Origin of the sequence: Fusibacter bizertensis (genome assembly GCF_029914245.1) — a bacterium.
Lineage (GTDB): Bacteria > Bacillota > Clostridia > Peptostreptococcales > Acidaminobacteraceae > Fusibacter_C > Fusibacter_C bizertensis.
Map to the genome: position 1 here is coordinate 162,389 of NZ_JARYZI010000007.1, position 16,516 is coordinate 178,904.

General features: G+C 33.8%; 13 protein-coding genes and 1 riboswitch. Of the genes, 11 read left to right on the top strand and 2 right to left on the bottom strand.

Features of this window, described 5'->3' with window-relative positions:
• Positions 1-78: 78 nt before the first annotated feature.
• The 8 genes from QE109_RS11810 (at position 79) to QE109_RS11845 (ending at position 11,267) form a co-directional block, all read left to right on the top strand.
• A complete protein-coding gene (locus QE109_RS11810; RefSeq protein ID WP_281094763.1) occupies positions 79-3,165 on the top strand; it encodes an ATP-binding protein in 3,087 nt (1,028 codons plus the stop codon).
• 10 nt (positions 3,166-3,175) lie between these two features.
• Positions 3,176-3,571 carry a response regulator gene (locus tag QE109_RS11815; RefSeq protein ID WP_281094731.1) on the top strand — a complete coding sequence of 132 codons (396 nt, stop codon included), beginning with the start codon at positions 3,176-3,178 and terminating at the stop codon, positions 3,569-3,571.
• A 38-nt stretch (positions 3,572-3,609) separates the two neighbouring features.
• Positions 3,610-3,993 carry an Hpt domain-containing protein gene (locus QE109_RS11820; protein ID WP_281094732.1) on the top strand — a complete coding sequence of 128 codons (384 nt, stop codon included), beginning with the start codon at positions 3,610-3,612 and terminating at the stop codon, positions 3,991-3,993.
• 31 nt (positions 3,994-4,024) lie between these two features.
• Positions 4,025-6,337, top strand: coding sequence for a PAS domain-containing hybrid sensor histidine kinase/response regulator (locus QE109_RS11825; RefSeq protein WP_281094733.1), 2,313 nt, complete (start codon positions 4,025-4,027; stop codon positions 6,335-6,337).
• Between the two features lie 257 nt (positions 6,338-6,594).
• On the top strand, positions 6,595-7,266 hold the full coding sequence (gene hypB, locus QE109_RS11830) for a hydrogenase nickel incorporation protein HypB (protein ID WP_281094734.1): 672 nt from the start codon (positions 6,595-6,597) through the stop codon (positions 7,264-7,266).
• Positions 7,267-7,310: 44 nt separating this feature from the next.
• Positions 7,311-9,992, top strand: coding sequence for an FAD-dependent oxidoreductase (locus QE109_RS11835; protein WP_281094735.1), 2,682 nt, complete (start codon positions 7,311-7,313; stop codon positions 9,990-9,992).
• A gap of 29 nt (positions 9,993-10,021) precedes the next feature.
• Positions 10,022-10,363 carry a hydrogenase maturation nickel metallochaperone HypA gene (gene hypA, locus QE109_RS11840; RefSeq protein WP_281094736.1) on the top strand — a complete coding sequence of 114 codons (342 nt, stop codon included), beginning with the start codon at positions 10,022-10,024 and terminating at the stop codon, positions 10,361-10,363.
• 169 nt (positions 10,364-10,532) lie between these two features.
• Positions 10,533-11,267: a class I SAM-dependent methyltransferase gene (locus QE109_RS11845; protein ID WP_281094737.1), complete on the top strand. Its 735-nt coding sequence runs from the start codon at positions 10,533-10,535 to the stop codon at positions 11,265-11,267.
• A gap of 95 nt (positions 11,268-11,362) precedes the next feature.
• Here the strand turns inward: QE109_RS11845 and QE109_RS11850 are convergent, their stop codons facing one another.
• Complete coding sequence (locus QE109_RS11850; RefSeq protein ID WP_281094738.1) at positions 11,363-11,767, bottom strand: acyl-CoA thioesterase; 405 nt, start codon at positions 11,765-11,767, stop codon at positions 11,363-11,365.
• A gap of 92 nt (positions 11,768-11,859) precedes the next feature.
• Between QE109_RS11850 and QE109_RS11855 the strand changes: the two genes are divergently transcribed.
• Together QE109_RS11855 and QE109_RS11860 are read left to right on the top strand one after the other, a co-directional pair.
• The gene (locus QE109_RS11855) at positions 11,860-12,885 is read left to right on the top strand and encodes a helix-turn-helix domain-containing protein (protein ID WP_281094739.1); all 1,026 of its coding nucleotides are present in this window, start codon (positions 11,860-11,862) and stop codon (positions 12,883-12,885) included.
• Between the two features lie 13 nt (positions 12,886-12,898).
• Positions 12,899-14,167 (top strand): FAD-dependent oxidoreductase, encoded by a 1,269-nt coding sequence (locus QE109_RS11860; RefSeq protein ID WP_281094740.1) that lies wholly within the window; start codon positions 12,899-12,901, stop codon positions 14,165-14,167.
• Here the strand turns inward: QE109_RS11860 and QE109_RS11865 are convergent.
• A complete protein-coding gene (locus QE109_RS11865; RefSeq protein WP_281094741.1) occupies positions 14,164-15,111 on the bottom strand; it encodes a carbohydrate kinase family protein in 948 nt (315 codons plus the stop codon). The genes QE109_RS11860 and QE109_RS11865 overlap by 4 nt on opposite strands.
• Before the next feature lie 197 nt (positions 15,112-15,308).
• Positions 15,309-15,408, top strand: a riboswitch (purine riboswitch).
• A gap of 40 nt (positions 15,409-15,448) precedes the next feature.
• Here QE109_RS11865 and add point away from each other — a divergent pair.
• Positions 15,449-16,483, top strand: coding sequence for an adenosine deaminase (add, locus tag QE109_RS11870; RefSeq protein ID WP_281094742.1), 1,035 nt, complete (start codon positions 15,449-15,451; stop codon positions 16,481-16,483).
• Positions 16,484-16,516: the final 33 nt, after the last annotated feature.

The window sequence follows — 16,516 nt, forward strand, 5'->3', positions numbered from 1 at the left end:
TCGCTTAATTGCTTGTTTTGGAAGGAGTAAGGTTTGGAGGCATCTCGAAATTTATTGGACGAGTATAGTAAAGAGGGATTGATGGCCATTTTATCAAGTGTTGGGGATGGTATCTTGATTTGTGATCTCGATAGTAACATTAAATTTGCCAATAAAAAAGCATGTGAAATTTTAGCGGTTACTTTTGATGAAATTGTTCAGATGTCCCTGAATCAAGCAATTAAAATTTTTAATGATGACTGGGATCGAATCGATTATCTTTATGACTTTGAGATGAAATCTGTTTCAGTTAACAAGGGGTTACACCGAAATTCTTATATTGTAACTTCTAATGGTTTAAAAAAATATATTTCAGCAAACTTTACAAATATTGATTTGAACCATACTTCAGCTGAAGGTTATGTTTTGGTTCTTCGTGACATAACAAAGCTACATACAACTGAAGTTCAAATGATAAATGAAAGGAACAAACTTCAGAGGATGTTTGAAGGACTACCTATAGGGATGTTGACCTTAGATCGTTCTTTAGTAGTATATCAAATGAATCAGGCCTTTATTGAGTTGTTTGAAATTAAAGAAAGAGGCGCTACAGGAAAACTTTTGGGAGATATTATCTACTGTGCTAATAGTCTTGAGAACAATTGTGGTACTTCGAAGAATTGTATGTTTTGTAAGTTCAAAAAAGAGTTAAACAAATTGATAGATGATGAAAATAATTTAACGAATGTACTGACTGAGATTTCATATAACGGTGAATCAGGATTAAAAAGTAAATGGATTAAACTCAATTTCATGCCGATGAAAGAGGACGATAAAATATTATATACAATAACCGTAGAAGATTTCACAGAACGGATCATGTATGAGAAAAAGCTTGATGCCGCAAGGAAGTCCAGTTTATCGATGTTAGACAGTTTGCCGGTTATGATTTTCAAGATTAACAAACGTAAAAAATGTGATTTTGTAAATCAAACTTTTTCCAATACTTTTGATGTCAACCAAGATGATTTTTTTGATTTAATGAAAAATAATATGAATAGTGAATCCTATGAAATTTTCACTCAAAGCCTAAAAAATAGTGTGTTAAATGAATCGTCTTTTCATGCAGAATTAAAAATTCGAAATAGAAAAACAAATCATCGATATATGCTGTTAGTTGGGAAACCCTATTTTAATTTTAATGGAGATTTCGACGGCATAATTGGACTCTTTTTAGATATTCATGATGCTAAGATGTCGGAACTTAAATACAGGCAAAGCCAAAAGAAATACTATTCACTTTTTCAAAATATGGACAGTGTCATTGTTTATTTTAATTTGATTTATAATGACCACCATGGTGTGAAAGACGCAAGTATATTAGAGTTAAATAAATCTGCTTATCAGCTGCTAAAAATAAAACTATCTTCTTTAGTAGGCAAGCGATTAACTCAACTACAATTTTTAACATATCAAGAAATCTTAGCACTTTTGAAGATTTTTGAGAAAGTTGCAGCAGATGGGATTAGTGAACATATTGATGAATTTTATTTGTCTAGTTATGATAAATGGTTACAGTTTTCAATCTATAGCCCTGAAAAAGACTTCATCGCAATGTTGATTACTGACATTGATTTCAAGAAAAAAGCACAACTTGAGTTGCTATTAGAAAAAGAAAAATCAGAAGAAGCTAACCGTGTGAAGAGTGAGTTTTTAGCAAATATGAGCCATGAGATTAGAACACCACTAAATGGTATTGTTGGCATGATTGACCTTACACTCTTAGATGAAGTTTCAAGTGATCAACTTGATAATCTTACAACGGCAAAAGAATGTGTTGCATCTTTAATTGACATTATCAATGATGTACTAGACTTTTCAAAAGTTGAAGCAGGAAAACTTAAAATTGAGTTTGATCCATTTAATTTGAAATATCTTATAGAGTCTGTAATTAAGTTGCATTTACCGAGAATAAATGAACAAAGACTAGAACTGGTTACAGAATTTGATCCGTTAATTGAGGATTATTATCAAGGAGACGCCAAGAGGATAAAACAAGTATTAAATAATCTAGTTAACAATGCAATTAAATTTACTGAAAAGGGTACGATAACAATTAAAGTCTTCAAGGAAGAATCAAGCCGCCTTCAAAAGAGGATGATTAAATTTGTTGTTGCAGATACAGGTATAGGTATTGCAAGTGAAAAAAAAGCATTGCTTTTTAATAGTTTCACACAGCTCGATGGCACCTATACAAGGAAATATGGTGGCACTGGACTAGGACTTGTCATATCAAAACAGCTCGTTGAGATGATGGGTGGAACTATTGGATTTGATAGTACGCAGGGCAGTGGGAGTAAGTTTTACTTTACATTGCCACTTGAGAAGATTAACAATCCTCTAGAGGAAATGAATGATGAACAAGATGAAGTGAGAACGTTTACTAAAAAGAAAATTTTGCTTGTTGAAGATGATAGAGTCAATCAAATCGTTATGAAAAAAATGATGGAATTTGAAGGTGTTACTGTTGAGCTAGCTGACAATGGGGAAGAAGCATATGCTTTGGCAAAAGAAATAGAGTACGATCTTATATTAATGGATATACAGATGCCAGTTATGGATGGCATAGAAGCTACAAAGTTAATCAGAAATAGTCTCAACAAAAATACATGTACCCCCATTGTTGCTTTAACTGCTTTTGCACTAAAAGGGGATGAGGTAATTTTTAGAGCTAGTGGAATGGATGATTATATTTCTAAACCTGTTAATAGAACGCAGTTAGTAAAACTTTTGAGCCATCATTTCGATAGTGTGGTTAATCCAAATGAAATGCGATTGTTATTGGAAAAAAATGTATATATTGATGATGTTGACGACTTGATATCTAAGCGGATCAAGGGGCGAGATCAATTTGAATCAGACATAAATTTAGAGCAAAAAGAAACGATAGAATTATTAATGTCTAGGCTTGCACAAATGAAGGTATCTTTAGAACAAGAAAATTATGTGTTGTTGGAAATTGCAGCGCATCAGCTAAAGAATACATTTGAAGATCTAAATGCTGAAGAATTAAAGAATATCACCTTTAAAATGGAATTAGAAATAAGAAAAGAGAATTATGTGAAAACGCTTGAGTTCTTAGAGCGCATCATGACAATTTTAAATTTACTTTACACTAAATTTTAGGAGGATGTTAATGAAGAAAATATTAATCGTTGAAGATGATATGGTAAGTAGAAAGTTTTTAAATAAGTTTCTTAAACAATATGGAGAATGTGATATGGTCGTAGATGGTCTTGAAGCAATAGATGCATACTTGTTATCAATAGAAGACGAAGCACCATATGATCTTATATGCTTAGATATTATGATGCCCAAAATTGATGGTGTCAAAGTGCTTAAAGCGATTAGAGATCTAGAAAACGAAAATAATATGTCTTCTGAAAGCCGTGCCAAGATCATAATGACCACCGCCCTTGGTGATGCACAGATTGTAAAGACTGCATTTGATTTTGGTTGTGATGCTTATGCTTCAAAACCAATTGATATTGAGAAATTCAAAGAAGTGCTTGAAAAAATAGGAATTATTTAATCAAAGTTATAAAGATGTCAGAAGGTGATGGATAAACGATGAGTGAACATAAAGTAGACAACAGGTATACAGATGCAGCAGGAAATATGGAAGTGATTATGAGCAGGTTATGTGAAGATACTGGATTTGATTATGAAACAGCAGTTTACGTTTTAGGGATATATCTGGAGCAGACTGAATCAATTGTAAATGAAATTAATAAGTTGTTATCAAGTGAAGTTGAAAACAACAAAGAAGTTTCTACACGAAACCAGCTTGCGAGATTACTACATAAACTTAAGGGTGCATCTGGAAATGTAAGAGCGCTAGAGATGATGGAAAAATCAAAACTAGCAGAAGAGGCATGTCAAAATAAAGATCAGGATCAATTAATTAGCGTAATTCACGAAATCAATTGCCTTGTTGAACGTTATTTAAGTTAATGAATTATTAGTGTAAATAAGGTGGCATCACATGAAAAAAAACAATCTAGATTATGAAATGGAATATCAGTTTTTTGTTAAAAATCCAACTCCAATATTAATCATTTCACCTGAAGATGGTTTAATTGTCGATGCTAATTTTGCTGCATGTGATTTTTATGGCTATTCCTATCAAAAAATAATTAAATTAAGAATATCAGATATCAACACAGCAACGATTGAAGAAATTAAGTCGGAAATGGAAAAAACGACTCATGAAAATAGAAAGTTTTTTAATTTTCAACATCGATTAGCGAGTGGAGAAATCAGAGAAGTAGAAGTACATGCAACTTCAATTACAGTCAAAAATCGACAATTGATTTATTCGATGGTGACCGATATTAGTCAACGCATGATTCAAAGTGACTACTTGATCAACCAAAACAGGTCACAAGAAATGAAGTTGAAACTAAGTGAAGCAAAGTTTCAAGATATATTTGATAATACCCCAGCAGGAATTTTTAGCTTTGACAATAGAGGAAATATTTTAGAATGTAACCATGAATTTATCAATCTTATAGGGTCTTCTAAGGAAGCTATTCTTGGGTTAAATATCTTCCAACTTCCTAATCTAGATATTAGAGATGCAATATCTAGATGCTTAGAAGGAAATAAATCATATTATGAAGGTGTATATTACTCCTATACAGGTCAAAAAGAGAGTCATGTTTCAGCAGTTTTTACACCACTTTTTTCACATAACAAACAAGTAATAGGTGGGCTTGGGCTTGTTAATGATATCTCAAAATTAAAAGAAGCTGAAGTTGAAATGTTCAGTCAAAAAACAGCTTTTGAAGCTCTTTTTAAAAACTCCCCAATCGCTATTGTTCAGTTTGATGCAAATCACTGCGCACGTGCAATTAACACAGCTTTTACCAGTGTCTTTGGTTATACAGAACAAGAAGTAATAGGGAGAGAAGTGGATGAACTTGTTGCATCAGAAAAGATAAGACATCGGGCTAAAGAGTATACATCGCAGGTGTTTAGAGGAGAGAGTGTAAGATGTACAGGTCAGAGAACAACTAAATCTGGTAAAGATGTCATGATGGATATTGTCGGCGTACCAATCGTAATTGAAGGTATAGTAACCGGTGGATTTTCTCTGTATACGGATATATCAAATGAAGTAGAAACAAAGATGGAATTAATAGAAGCTAAGTTGAGCGCCGAAAAAGCCAATCAAGCTAAGAGCCATTTTCTCGCAAATATGTCCCATGAAATTCGGACACCAATGAACGGGTTTATTGGCATGTTACAATTGCTAAAAAAAACGAAATTAGATGCGGAACAAATGGAGTATCTAAGGTTAGCAGATTTTTCAGCAGATGCCTTGCTGATGTTAGTAACAGATATTATGGATTATACAAAGTTAGAAGCAGAACGCATAAAACTTGAGAAAATTACATTTGATATATATCAGCTAATGGATAATTTAGTTGCATTGTTTAGTCCTTCTACCATTCAGAAAAATATAGAATTGACTTGCAACTATAGCGGTGATATACCGCGCTATGTTGTAGGGGATAGTTTTAGATTAAATCAAATTTTATCAAACCTTATTGGAAATGCTATCAAGTTTACGAATTCGGGATCAGTAGAAATCGGTATAAAAGCACTAGAAACTTCAGAGAACAAAATAGATATGTTCGAGTTTTTTGTTAAGGATACTGGTATTGGGATTCCTGCTGATATGATTGGACATTTGTTTTCTAGATTTACTCAAGTTGATGAAAGTACTACTCGTAATTATGGTGGAACTGGATTGGGTTTAGCGATTACTAAAGGGCTAGTGGGGTTAATGGGAGGCGAAATCAGACTAGAAAGCAAGATTGGAGTAGGTAGTAACTTTATTTTTACTTGCAAACTCCAACCCGCTAGTGTGGATTCATCCTTTATATTAAAAGAGTCAAAACAAGTAAAATTTGATAAAACAAATGAATTAAAAATTTTAGTTGTTGATGACGATATGACAAGCCGATATTTGGTGGATACAATTATCAGCAAGAATGGATGGCTAAGCGTTGCAGCATCAAATGGAAAAGATGCATTGATTTTATCTCAAAATGAAGTCTTTGACTTGATTTTGATGGATTGTCAAATGCCAGGCATGGATGGTTATGAAACTTGTCGACAAATAAGGCGAGACTCAAAATTAAATTCTAAAGTACCGATTATTGCAATGACTGCATTAGCAATGCAAGGTGACTATGATAAATGTATGCTAGCTGGTATGAATGGTTACATAACGAAACCAATTAATTTTGATAAATTAATCAAGTTAATCACAGAAACAATACAAAAATAATTTAAACTATTTATTTTACTTTCAAGTTATATGGACACTCAATACTTGAAGCGCTTTAAATAAGCCAATTGCTGTATCCTTTTTATCAAGAGATGAATGTAAACAACACTTGAAAGTGAATTGTGGAGAATGTTGAAATTTCAACATTCCTTTTTTTTTGACAAAATGTTCATAAAACAATACAATCACACTAAAGAATGACAAATAAATAACAAAATTAAGTGTCAATACGAGAGCTATAACAAAAGGGGGATCATATGGAAGCATATAGGATTATGGAGATTAAAGAAGGTATTTTTGAAAATAATGAGAATCATGCACAAAGCTTAAGAGAAAAATTAAAGAAGGAAAAAGTTTTTCTACTTAATTTAATGTCATCTCCAGGTGCTGGGAAAACAACAACACTTTTGAAAACAATTGGACAAATTGATACAAAATTAAAACTAGGCATAATGGAAGCAGATATTGACTCAGATGTAGATGCAAACACAATTTCAAAAACAGGTACTAAAGTGATTCAGCTTCATACTGGTGGTATGTGTCACTTAGATGCTGAAATGACTATGCAAGGTTTAGAAGGGTTAGGCACAGATGAACTTGATCTTGTAGTACTTGAAAATGTAGGGAATTTAGTGTGCCCTGCCGAATTTGATACAGGTGCTGTTAAAAATGCAATGATTCTTAGCGTGCCTGAAGGTGATGATAAGCCACTCAAATATCCACTTATGTTTTCAATCGTAGATGTTCTACTTATTAATAAAATTGATGCATTAGGTTACTTTGACTTTGATATTGAAGCTGTTAAAGAACGTGCAACGAAACTCAATCCAAATATCAAGATTATTCAGATTTCAGCTAAAACAGGAGAGGGAATAAGTGAATGGTGCAAGTGGCTTGAAGAAGAAGTTGCTAACTGGCAGCAAGCTTAATCATAAAGGTAAGGATCACTAAAATATACTGGGGGGATAAATGTATGATTAATGAAAAAGTTATGGACTTTGCAAACAAAATCAGTAGAACAAAGCGAGGATCAAAATCAGAGATAAAACCTGAAGATCCGGAATATAAAGTACTTGAACCAGTTGTGACAACTGCCATGGCTGAGGTTGGGCTATGTATGGAATTAAGAAAACCCAAAAGCGCAAAGGAAATCGCTAAAGAATGCGGTAAAACAGTTGAAGAAACTGCTGAATTGTTATGGCAACTAGCAGTCGCAGGTGCTGCATTTGTAAATGAAATAGATGGAGAAGATAAATACTGGCACGACATCTGGGTGCCCGGACATATGGAAATGATGGTCAACAACAAGGAGAACGTGAAGAACTTTCCACAAATTGCTGAAGCCTTTGATGCTTATGGCAAAAAGAAGGGGCCAATGACTGCTGGTATATTCCCAGTTGGTACTGGACCTATGCGTGTTATTCCCATAGAAACTGCTATTCAAGGAGAAACGAGAAGAGCTTCATATGAAGAAGTATCTAAATACCTAAAGGATAATCATATTTTCTCAGTATCTGATTGTTCTTGTCGTACATCTAGGGAAGCTATGGGCGAAGGTTGTGGTCACTTAAAAGAGGATATGTGTATCCAGATGGGACATGCTGCTGAATATTATATCCGAACAGGGAGAGGTCGTGAAATCACAAGAGAAGAAGCTTTTGAAATTATCAAAAGAGCTGAAGAAAATGGTTTGATGCATAGTATACCAAATACTGATGGACCTGGGGAGACGCATGCCATTTGTAACTGTTGTGGTTGCTCATGTTTCGCAATGAGAATTGCGGGGATGTTTGTAAATTCAGATATGGTGCGCTCAAATTATGTATCTAAAGTGGATAAAGATAAATGTGTAGCTTGTGGTGAATGTGTCGAAGTTTGCCCAACAAATGCACTCAAACTAGGTCAGAAAATTTGTTCATCTGTTCCAATCGCTGAAGTTGTGAGAAAAGAACTTCCATCTAATACTGAATGGGGACCAGATAAGTGGAACGAAAACTATAGAACCAATCGTGAAAATGTGGTTGAAACAGGCACAAGCCCTTGCAAAACCAATTGTCCTGCACATATCTCAGTACAAGGCTATATAAAACTTGCAGCGCAAGGACGTTTTAGTGAAGCTCTTGAACTTATCAAGCACGAAAATCCTTTTCCAGCAGTGTGTGGAAGAATTTGTCCTCGAAAATGTGAAACAGATTGTACGCGAGGTGATGTTGACGATCCTGTAGCCATCGATGATATTAAAAGGTTTATCGCAGAACAGGAACTCAACCAAGATCTAAGATTTGTGCCTAAGATCAAGCATAATTACAATCAAAAAATTGCAGTAATTGGTGCCGGACCTTCGGGACTATCTTGTGCTTATTATCTTGCAGTAGAGGGATATAAAGTAACGGTTTTTGAAAAACAAGATAAACTCGGTGGGATGTTAACTCTAGGTATTCCTTCTTATAGACTAGAAAAAGAAGTTGTAGAAGCTGAAATTCAAATTTTACGTGAACTTGGCGTAAGTTTTAAAACTGGTGTAGAGATTGGAAAGGACATTACACTTAATACTTTAAGAGAAGAGGAATTTAAAGCCTTTTACTTAGCAATAGGAGCACAAAACGGACGTGGACTAGGTCTTAGTGGTGAAGAATTACCAAGTGTTAAATCGGGCGTTGCATTTTTAAGAGAAGTTAATTTAGGACAACTCTCTAAATTAGATGGCGATTCAATCGTTATCGGTGGTGGAAATGTAGCAATCGATGTTGCTAGAACCGCAACAAGATTGGGTTCTCCTAAAGTAACAATGTTTTGTTTAGAAACTAGAGCACTTATGCCAGCACTTGATGAAGAGATCCATGAAGCACTTTCAGAGCATATCGAAATTAACAATTCATGGGGACCAAAGAGGATTGTTGTGACTGATGGTAAAGTAATTGGAGTAGAATTTAAACGTTGTTTATCTACTAAAGATGATCAGGGTCGTTTTTCGCCACAATTTGATGAAAATGATACTATTTTAGTGAAAGCTGAAAACATAATGATCTCTGTAGGACAAAGTATGGATTGGGGCAATATATTAGAAGGATCTAGTGTAATTTTGAACCCAAACAAAACTGCAAAAGCAGATGCATTTACACTTCAATCAGATGAGTCTGACATCTTTATTGGTGGAGATGCATTAACAGGACCAAGCTTTGCAATAGATGCGATCGCTATGGGAAAAAGTGCAGCAATTTCTATACATCGTTTTGTACAGCCTGGTCAAGACATGTATAACGGGCGAGATAGAAGAATCTTTAAAGTCTTTGATAAAACAAATTTGATGTTAGATGGTTATGATCAAATTTCGAGACAGATGACACCGACTGTTAATTTCAGCGAAGCAAAGCACTCGTTTAAGGATCTAAGAACTACATTTACAGCAGAACAAGTAGCACTAGAAACTGAAAGATGTTTAAGTTGTGGTGCGACAACAGTGGATAGTTACATGTGTGTAGGTTGTGGCGCATGTACAACTAGGTGTAAGTTTGATGCCATTTCACTTGTTAGGGAGTATGATGAAGAAGGCGTTGCACTTGAAAATTTGAAACCAATTATTGTTAAAAGTATGGTGAAGAGAAAAGGAAGAATTGCTGTAAAAAAAGTGAAAAATATATTTTCTCAAAAATAATATTTTTATATAAGAAAAGAGGTGTCTTATTGCATGAACTTGGCATCGTCATAAAGATTGTAAAGACAGTAGAAGAATTTGCACGGAAAAATAATGTAACAATGATAGAGACACTTGTTCTACAAGTTGGGGAGCTATCATCTGTAGTCCCACGATATATAGAATCTTGTTACCCCATGGCTGTAGAAGGGACGCTTCTAGAGAAAACTTCTTTGAAAATAGAAGTTATTCCAGGTGAGGTCAGGTGTAAAAAGTGTGGTGAAAGCTACAATTTGATTGCAAGTAACCAACGTTGTCCACAGTGCCAAGGCGAAACTTGGGATTTGATCTCAGGTAGAGAATTTCAAATTAAAGAAATCGTAGCCTGTTAAGTTCTTAAATAAGCGGTGTCAATATATGATGATAATATATTGGCACCGCTTTATTACACTAAAATCTATATTTGATTAACAAAGATATTTTCATGGATAAAGTGAAGTTTAAAGGGTAAAATGGAGTAAAATGGCATGCTATCAATCAACAGTCTAAAAGGAGTTGAAAATGTTTTATAAAAATCTAGCACCTGTATACCAATATGTCTTTCCTGTGATGGAAAAAGGAAATTTTTTATTCAATCATTTTAAAAATAACAAAGTTATTTTGGATGTTGGCTGTTCAGATGGCCGAGTTGCACTTGCATTAGCTGAAAAAGATCTAAATTATGAAATAATTGGCATAGACTTAAGTCAAGATTTAATTGAAGTGGCTAAAGAAGTGACTAAAAATAATTCTCATGTGAGTATAAGAAACATGAACATGCTTGATGTTGGTCAAGATTATTCTACAAACTATTTTGATGGAATCTATTGTATTGGTAATACGATCGTTCATTTAAATGATGAAAAAGAGATTACCGAGGCATTAACTTCATTTAATCGTGTTATGAAAGTAGATGGACGTCTCATAATCCAAATATTAAATTATGATTTGATTTTGCGTGATCAGATCAAAGAACTACCATTGATAGATAATGAAAATGTACGTTTTGAGCGAGAATATAATTTTATAGACGCACAACATATGCAGTTTAACGCAAGTCTTACCCTCAAAAAAGATGGAGAACAAAGATTAACTGCAAATACAATGCTCTACCCGATAACGAAGGATTCACTTGAGCGATGTCTGCAAATATCAGGCTTTGAAGACTTAATTTGGTATAGTGATTTTAAAGCCTCAAACTATGATCCAGAGAAGCTAACACTAATTGTAGTTGCAACTAAGAAAGTTTCAAAATAAGCCCATGTCAGAATGAAATTAAGACTACAAAAGGGAGGAGCTCAATGTTATAATAAAGTATGACAATATTTTAACCAACTTTGCAACTTACAGTTTTACATAATTGCATTTTTAAAGGGCTCAGGAAGAAAACACGCTTTTCTGGTGAGATAATCAAATGCATATATTTTTGTACTACCTTCAAAAACACAGACTTGATCACTAACTCTATGGAAAACATAGTTCATCATAAAAGAACGCTTACTGATTTCTTCAATAGATATAGTAGCAGATAAGATATCATATAAAAATACTTCTTTTTTAAAGTATACATGTGCTTCGCCAATGATGATTCCTGTGTTATCACCGATACGATGTTCATCATAACCGAGTTGTCTCAGGAACTGAATTCTTGCATCTTGAAAGAATAACAAAGCTTTATCGTTTCCCATGTGATTCCCATAGTTGATATCACTAATTTTTACTTGGATTTCAGTGAAATTTTTGTTAATAAGGTTCATTGTTAGCTCCTTTATAAATGATTTTATAGACACATCATAACATTTTATTTGAAATTTTTAAACGTTTAAGACTGAAGAAGGAGTGTCAGATTATGAAACCTGAATTCATGAGCGCGTACTATAAATATATGATTTTGAGACATGCATTAAAAATCAATAATATAGCTGTGACTTGTAAAGTTTTTGGTATTTCTAGAACGACATTCTACAAATGGTTAGCGGCATATAAGTCAGCGGGAATCGCGGCATTGGAGATTAAAACACCACGAAAACCTAATATGCCTAATAAAGTTGATCCCAAAATTGAAGAGGATATTCTAAACTATGTTTTAACATATCCAAGTGATGGACCAAAGAGGATTTATTATGAGCTAAAATCTGAAGGTTATGAAATAGGTGAGACCGGAGTTTTCAATGTGCTTAAAAGAAATTCATTAACCAAAAAAGCACAACGCATTGCATATGCCAAAAATAACTTAATACGGAAATCAAATCTAACCACAAGTAATGCGGATTTACCTGTATCAAGCGCTATGTATCCAGGTCATGTAGTGGTACAAAAGTTAGATTTTGTTGGGAGTTTTGATGGCATAGGAAAAGTATATCAATACAGTATTTTCGATTTGTATTCAGGATGGTGTTTTGTAAAAATTTATTCAAAGAAAAATGAAATTGACGTATGGGATTATTTTGAGTTAAAACTGGGCTATTTGATGCGAACACTTAATATTGAATTAAAGTGGCTATATACTATAAAAAATAAGGCGTACTTACCTTACTTTGTAAAAAATGATCGATTTAACGAGCTTCAACAACACTTTGGATTTGAACACATCTATATAATGGATGAACATATGGATCTATTAAATCCGTTCAATACTTATCAAACTTACTTGATGAGTGAATTTTACAAAAAAGTGTTAGAAACATCTGAGATTGATTCCTTTTTAAAACTAGAAAGAGCATTGAACCGTTTTGTTAGAAACGCTAATTTTAAGCGCGAGAAACAGTTTGATCAAGAAACACCAGCTCAAATAATATTAGCATGTGCAAAAGCCAATAATGTGGACTTAGAAACTTTACCAATATGGCTGATGGCTTTACTTGACAACCTTTAGTTGAGAGGGAGATATGGGGATAGTAGATAGAAATTTAAAAATTGCGGTAGTTGGTGGTGGGTTAAGTGGGCTTAGCATTTCTGAAGGTCTTATTAGGAGAGGGTTTAGAAATGTAACGTTGTTTGAAGCATCTGATCGACTAGGTGGAAAGTTATATTCTATAAATTATCAATCAAAGGTTTATGAATTAGGTGCTATTTTTTTATTACCCACTCAGAATAATTTGAAAAAGTTATTATCACGCTTAGAGCTTAAAGCAGATGGACCAAAACTTTCTCGTGTGTATTATAACAACCTTGGAGAAAAGATTTTACAAATACCTAAAGAAGATTTGAAACTTTTTTTAATTGAACTTGATCGATTGCCAGATGTACTTGACTTATTTCCCTGTCTTGATGATCCCCTGCTACTCATGATTGACCCTGCACTTTCTCAATCGTTCTCTAAGTGGTGTGAACAATTTGACTTTAAAGTACTAAATAGGGTATATGAACATTATTTTATCAGTTATGGGTTAGGTGATGTAAATGAAGTGCCAGCAATTTATGTCTTGAAGATACTTAACTATGATAATTTGATGTCCTTTATTGAAATTCCAGAGTTTAGCACTTGGCGAGAAGGAACGACTAGTATTATCCAAAAATTAGCGATGGAAGTGAAGGATATTAGGTTAGGTCAACGCGTTTTAGAAGTAATTTCTCAAGATAGTGGTGAGTTAAGTATCAGAACTGAATTTGATATGGAGACATTTGACTACGTTATTATTACATCTCAATTAGAGCAATTTTATCAACTTTTTAGTCGAGATACACAACTTATGAAAATGGTAAGATCAATCCGCTATAGTGAATACAACGTCTATGCATTTATAGCGGAAAAACTACCTAAAGGGTGTGGTTGTATTATTGATAATCTAGATTTATCTAGAAAAGGCCACCTTGTAATTTGGAATTCAGGTTGGGAAGTTAGCGATACCGAAGATATCGTAATTGTATATGCGTATAGCATGGATGGTGCAACATCTCAAGAAAAAATAGCTATGATCAAAGAAGATCTTATTAGTCAAGGGGTAAAGAAACCGAGACTTCATCAAATGATTCAGTGGCATCAGTGTCCTTATGTGAATCAAGAAACTTTAGATGCAGGATTTTATAATAAACTAGAGACTTTTCAAGGCGAAAAGGGACTGTTTTTCGCTGGAGAGATTTTGAGCACCCTATCTATGAATAACTGTATCAAATATACTGATTATTTTTTACAAAAATATTTTGAGACCATCTAAAAACTACTGTCAATCCATTCAGTAGTTTTTATTATTTCCTTAACTTTGTCAAAACACATTTCGGGATGTATGGTACTCTCGTGCGATATGGTTAAAAGACTAGCACCAATTGCAAATTTTACTGTGTCATGAAGTGTGAGATGGTTCATGTAACCATACCCAAGTCCAGCAACAAATGAATCTCCTGCACCGGTTACATTGACTACTTTTGCATTTCTCGCCATCATGATCCCACGGTGTTCTTTATTTGCATAGAATATACCGTTCTCATCAAGTGATATAAAAACATTTATTACACCAAGAGCCAATATATCCTCGGATGCTTTTACCAAAGCTTCAGTACTATTAAGAGGGTAACCTACAATAGCTTCAGCCTCAAATCGATTGGGTTTAATTGTATGGAAATATGGAATCAAGTGTTTGATGGTTTCAGCTTTAACTGCTGATATAGGATCTAAAACAAACTTGGTAATACCTTTGAATTTTTTTAAAATATATTCTAGTAAAACTGGATTATCAGAATCTAGAAAAGTGTATTCTGCATTTTCTATAATATGGCTTTTTTCATCAATAAATTTCGAATCCATTTGGTCTGCTCCCCACATATCTACTATAGCAGAAACCATTTCCCCTTTTTCATCCAAAATAGCCATATAAGTTGGGGTAGAACAATGTTTTAAAAACAGAGAGTCCGTCATATCGTAGCCAATTGTCTTTGAATGCTCAAGAATTGAGCGACCGTTTTCATCGTCACCTAAAGCGGAGATAAATCGTGTTGTGACATTAAGCCTTGCAGTTGTTTCAGCAATGTTACGGCATACGCCGCCCATTGATACTTTTACACAGCCTGGATTTGAGTTAAAAGCTCTATATTTAACGGCTGAAAATCCCGTTATATCAACTATTGATGCCCCTAAAACTAATATATAGGGTTGATTTGTCATAAGGTTAGCCTCCATAAAACGTATAGTAATTCATAAAGACTATTATAACAGCCATTTCATTAAGATAAAATATTTTATTTGTAACTTATATAACTTTGGTAGTTCACTTGCAGAAGAATTGACAATTAGATACTTTTCACAAAAAACTGGACAGGATTATATTGGAGCGCTATAATAAGTTTAATTTAAAGCAAACTATTCAAATAGAAATTGAACTTCGTATAACCCTGTTAATATGGTACAGGGGTTTCTACCAAGCACCTTAAACGCTTGATTACGAGGAAAATACGCATGTATTTTCTTCGTAATCAAGCGTTTTTTATTTTTAGGAGGAAAAATGCAAAAATTGATTAAAGAAAATTTCATTAAATACCCTAAGATAGAGCTACACTGTCATCTTGATGGCAGTTTAAGAGCTGAAACAGTTTTAGCGTGGCTAAGTGAATATCAAACCGATCAAGGTAATGATCTAGATATACTTCACTTTGATAACATAAGAGATCAACTTGTTGCACCTAGAGACTGTGATTCCTTAGATACGTACTTAAAAAGATTCGATTTGCCTATTAAATTACTTCAGACTAAAGCACATCTTTTTAGAGCGACTTATGAGTTGATGGAGGATGCAGCTAAAGAAAATGTTAAGTACATTGAAATACGTTTTGCACCACATCTACACCAAGAAAACGGACTCACTTTAGTAGAAGTCATTGAATCTGTTTTAAGTGGGCTAAAAGCAGCAGAAGAAGAATTTGAAATCAAAGGAAATTTGATACTTTCATATCTTAGAAACACAGAGGTTTTAGGAATTTATGATATGATCAATGCAGGTAAAAATTTTATTGGAAAAGGCGTAGTAGCACTTGACCTTTGTGGAGGTGAAAGAGATCGATTTTCAAGTCGATTTGAAGAGGCTTTTAAGTATGGACGGTCATTAGGTTATGAAGTCACTATTCATGCTGGTGAAACGGGTATAGCAGAGAATATCGTGGATGCAATTGAACTACTAGGAGCAAAACGCATTGGGCATGGCGTTGCCATGTTTAGTGATGACAATATTAGAAAGTTTGTAAAAGATGCCGGTGTCAGTGTAGAATGTTGCCCAACAAGTAATTTGCAAACTAAAGCAATCACGCATATGTCCATGCACCCTATCAAAGGCTATTTTGACGATGGAATTTTAGTGACTATAAATACTGATAATAGAACGGTTTCAGATACAACTGTTTCTAATGAATTTTATCAACTTTATAAAAATTTTGATTGGCAAGAAAAACATTGGATAGAAATATACGATAAAAGTATCGATGCTTCATTTGCTGATTCGCGTACTAAAGAAGAATTAAAGCACTTTCTATTGAAGCACTTTTAATAGAAAGTGCTTTTGTCTTAGAATTGTAATCCA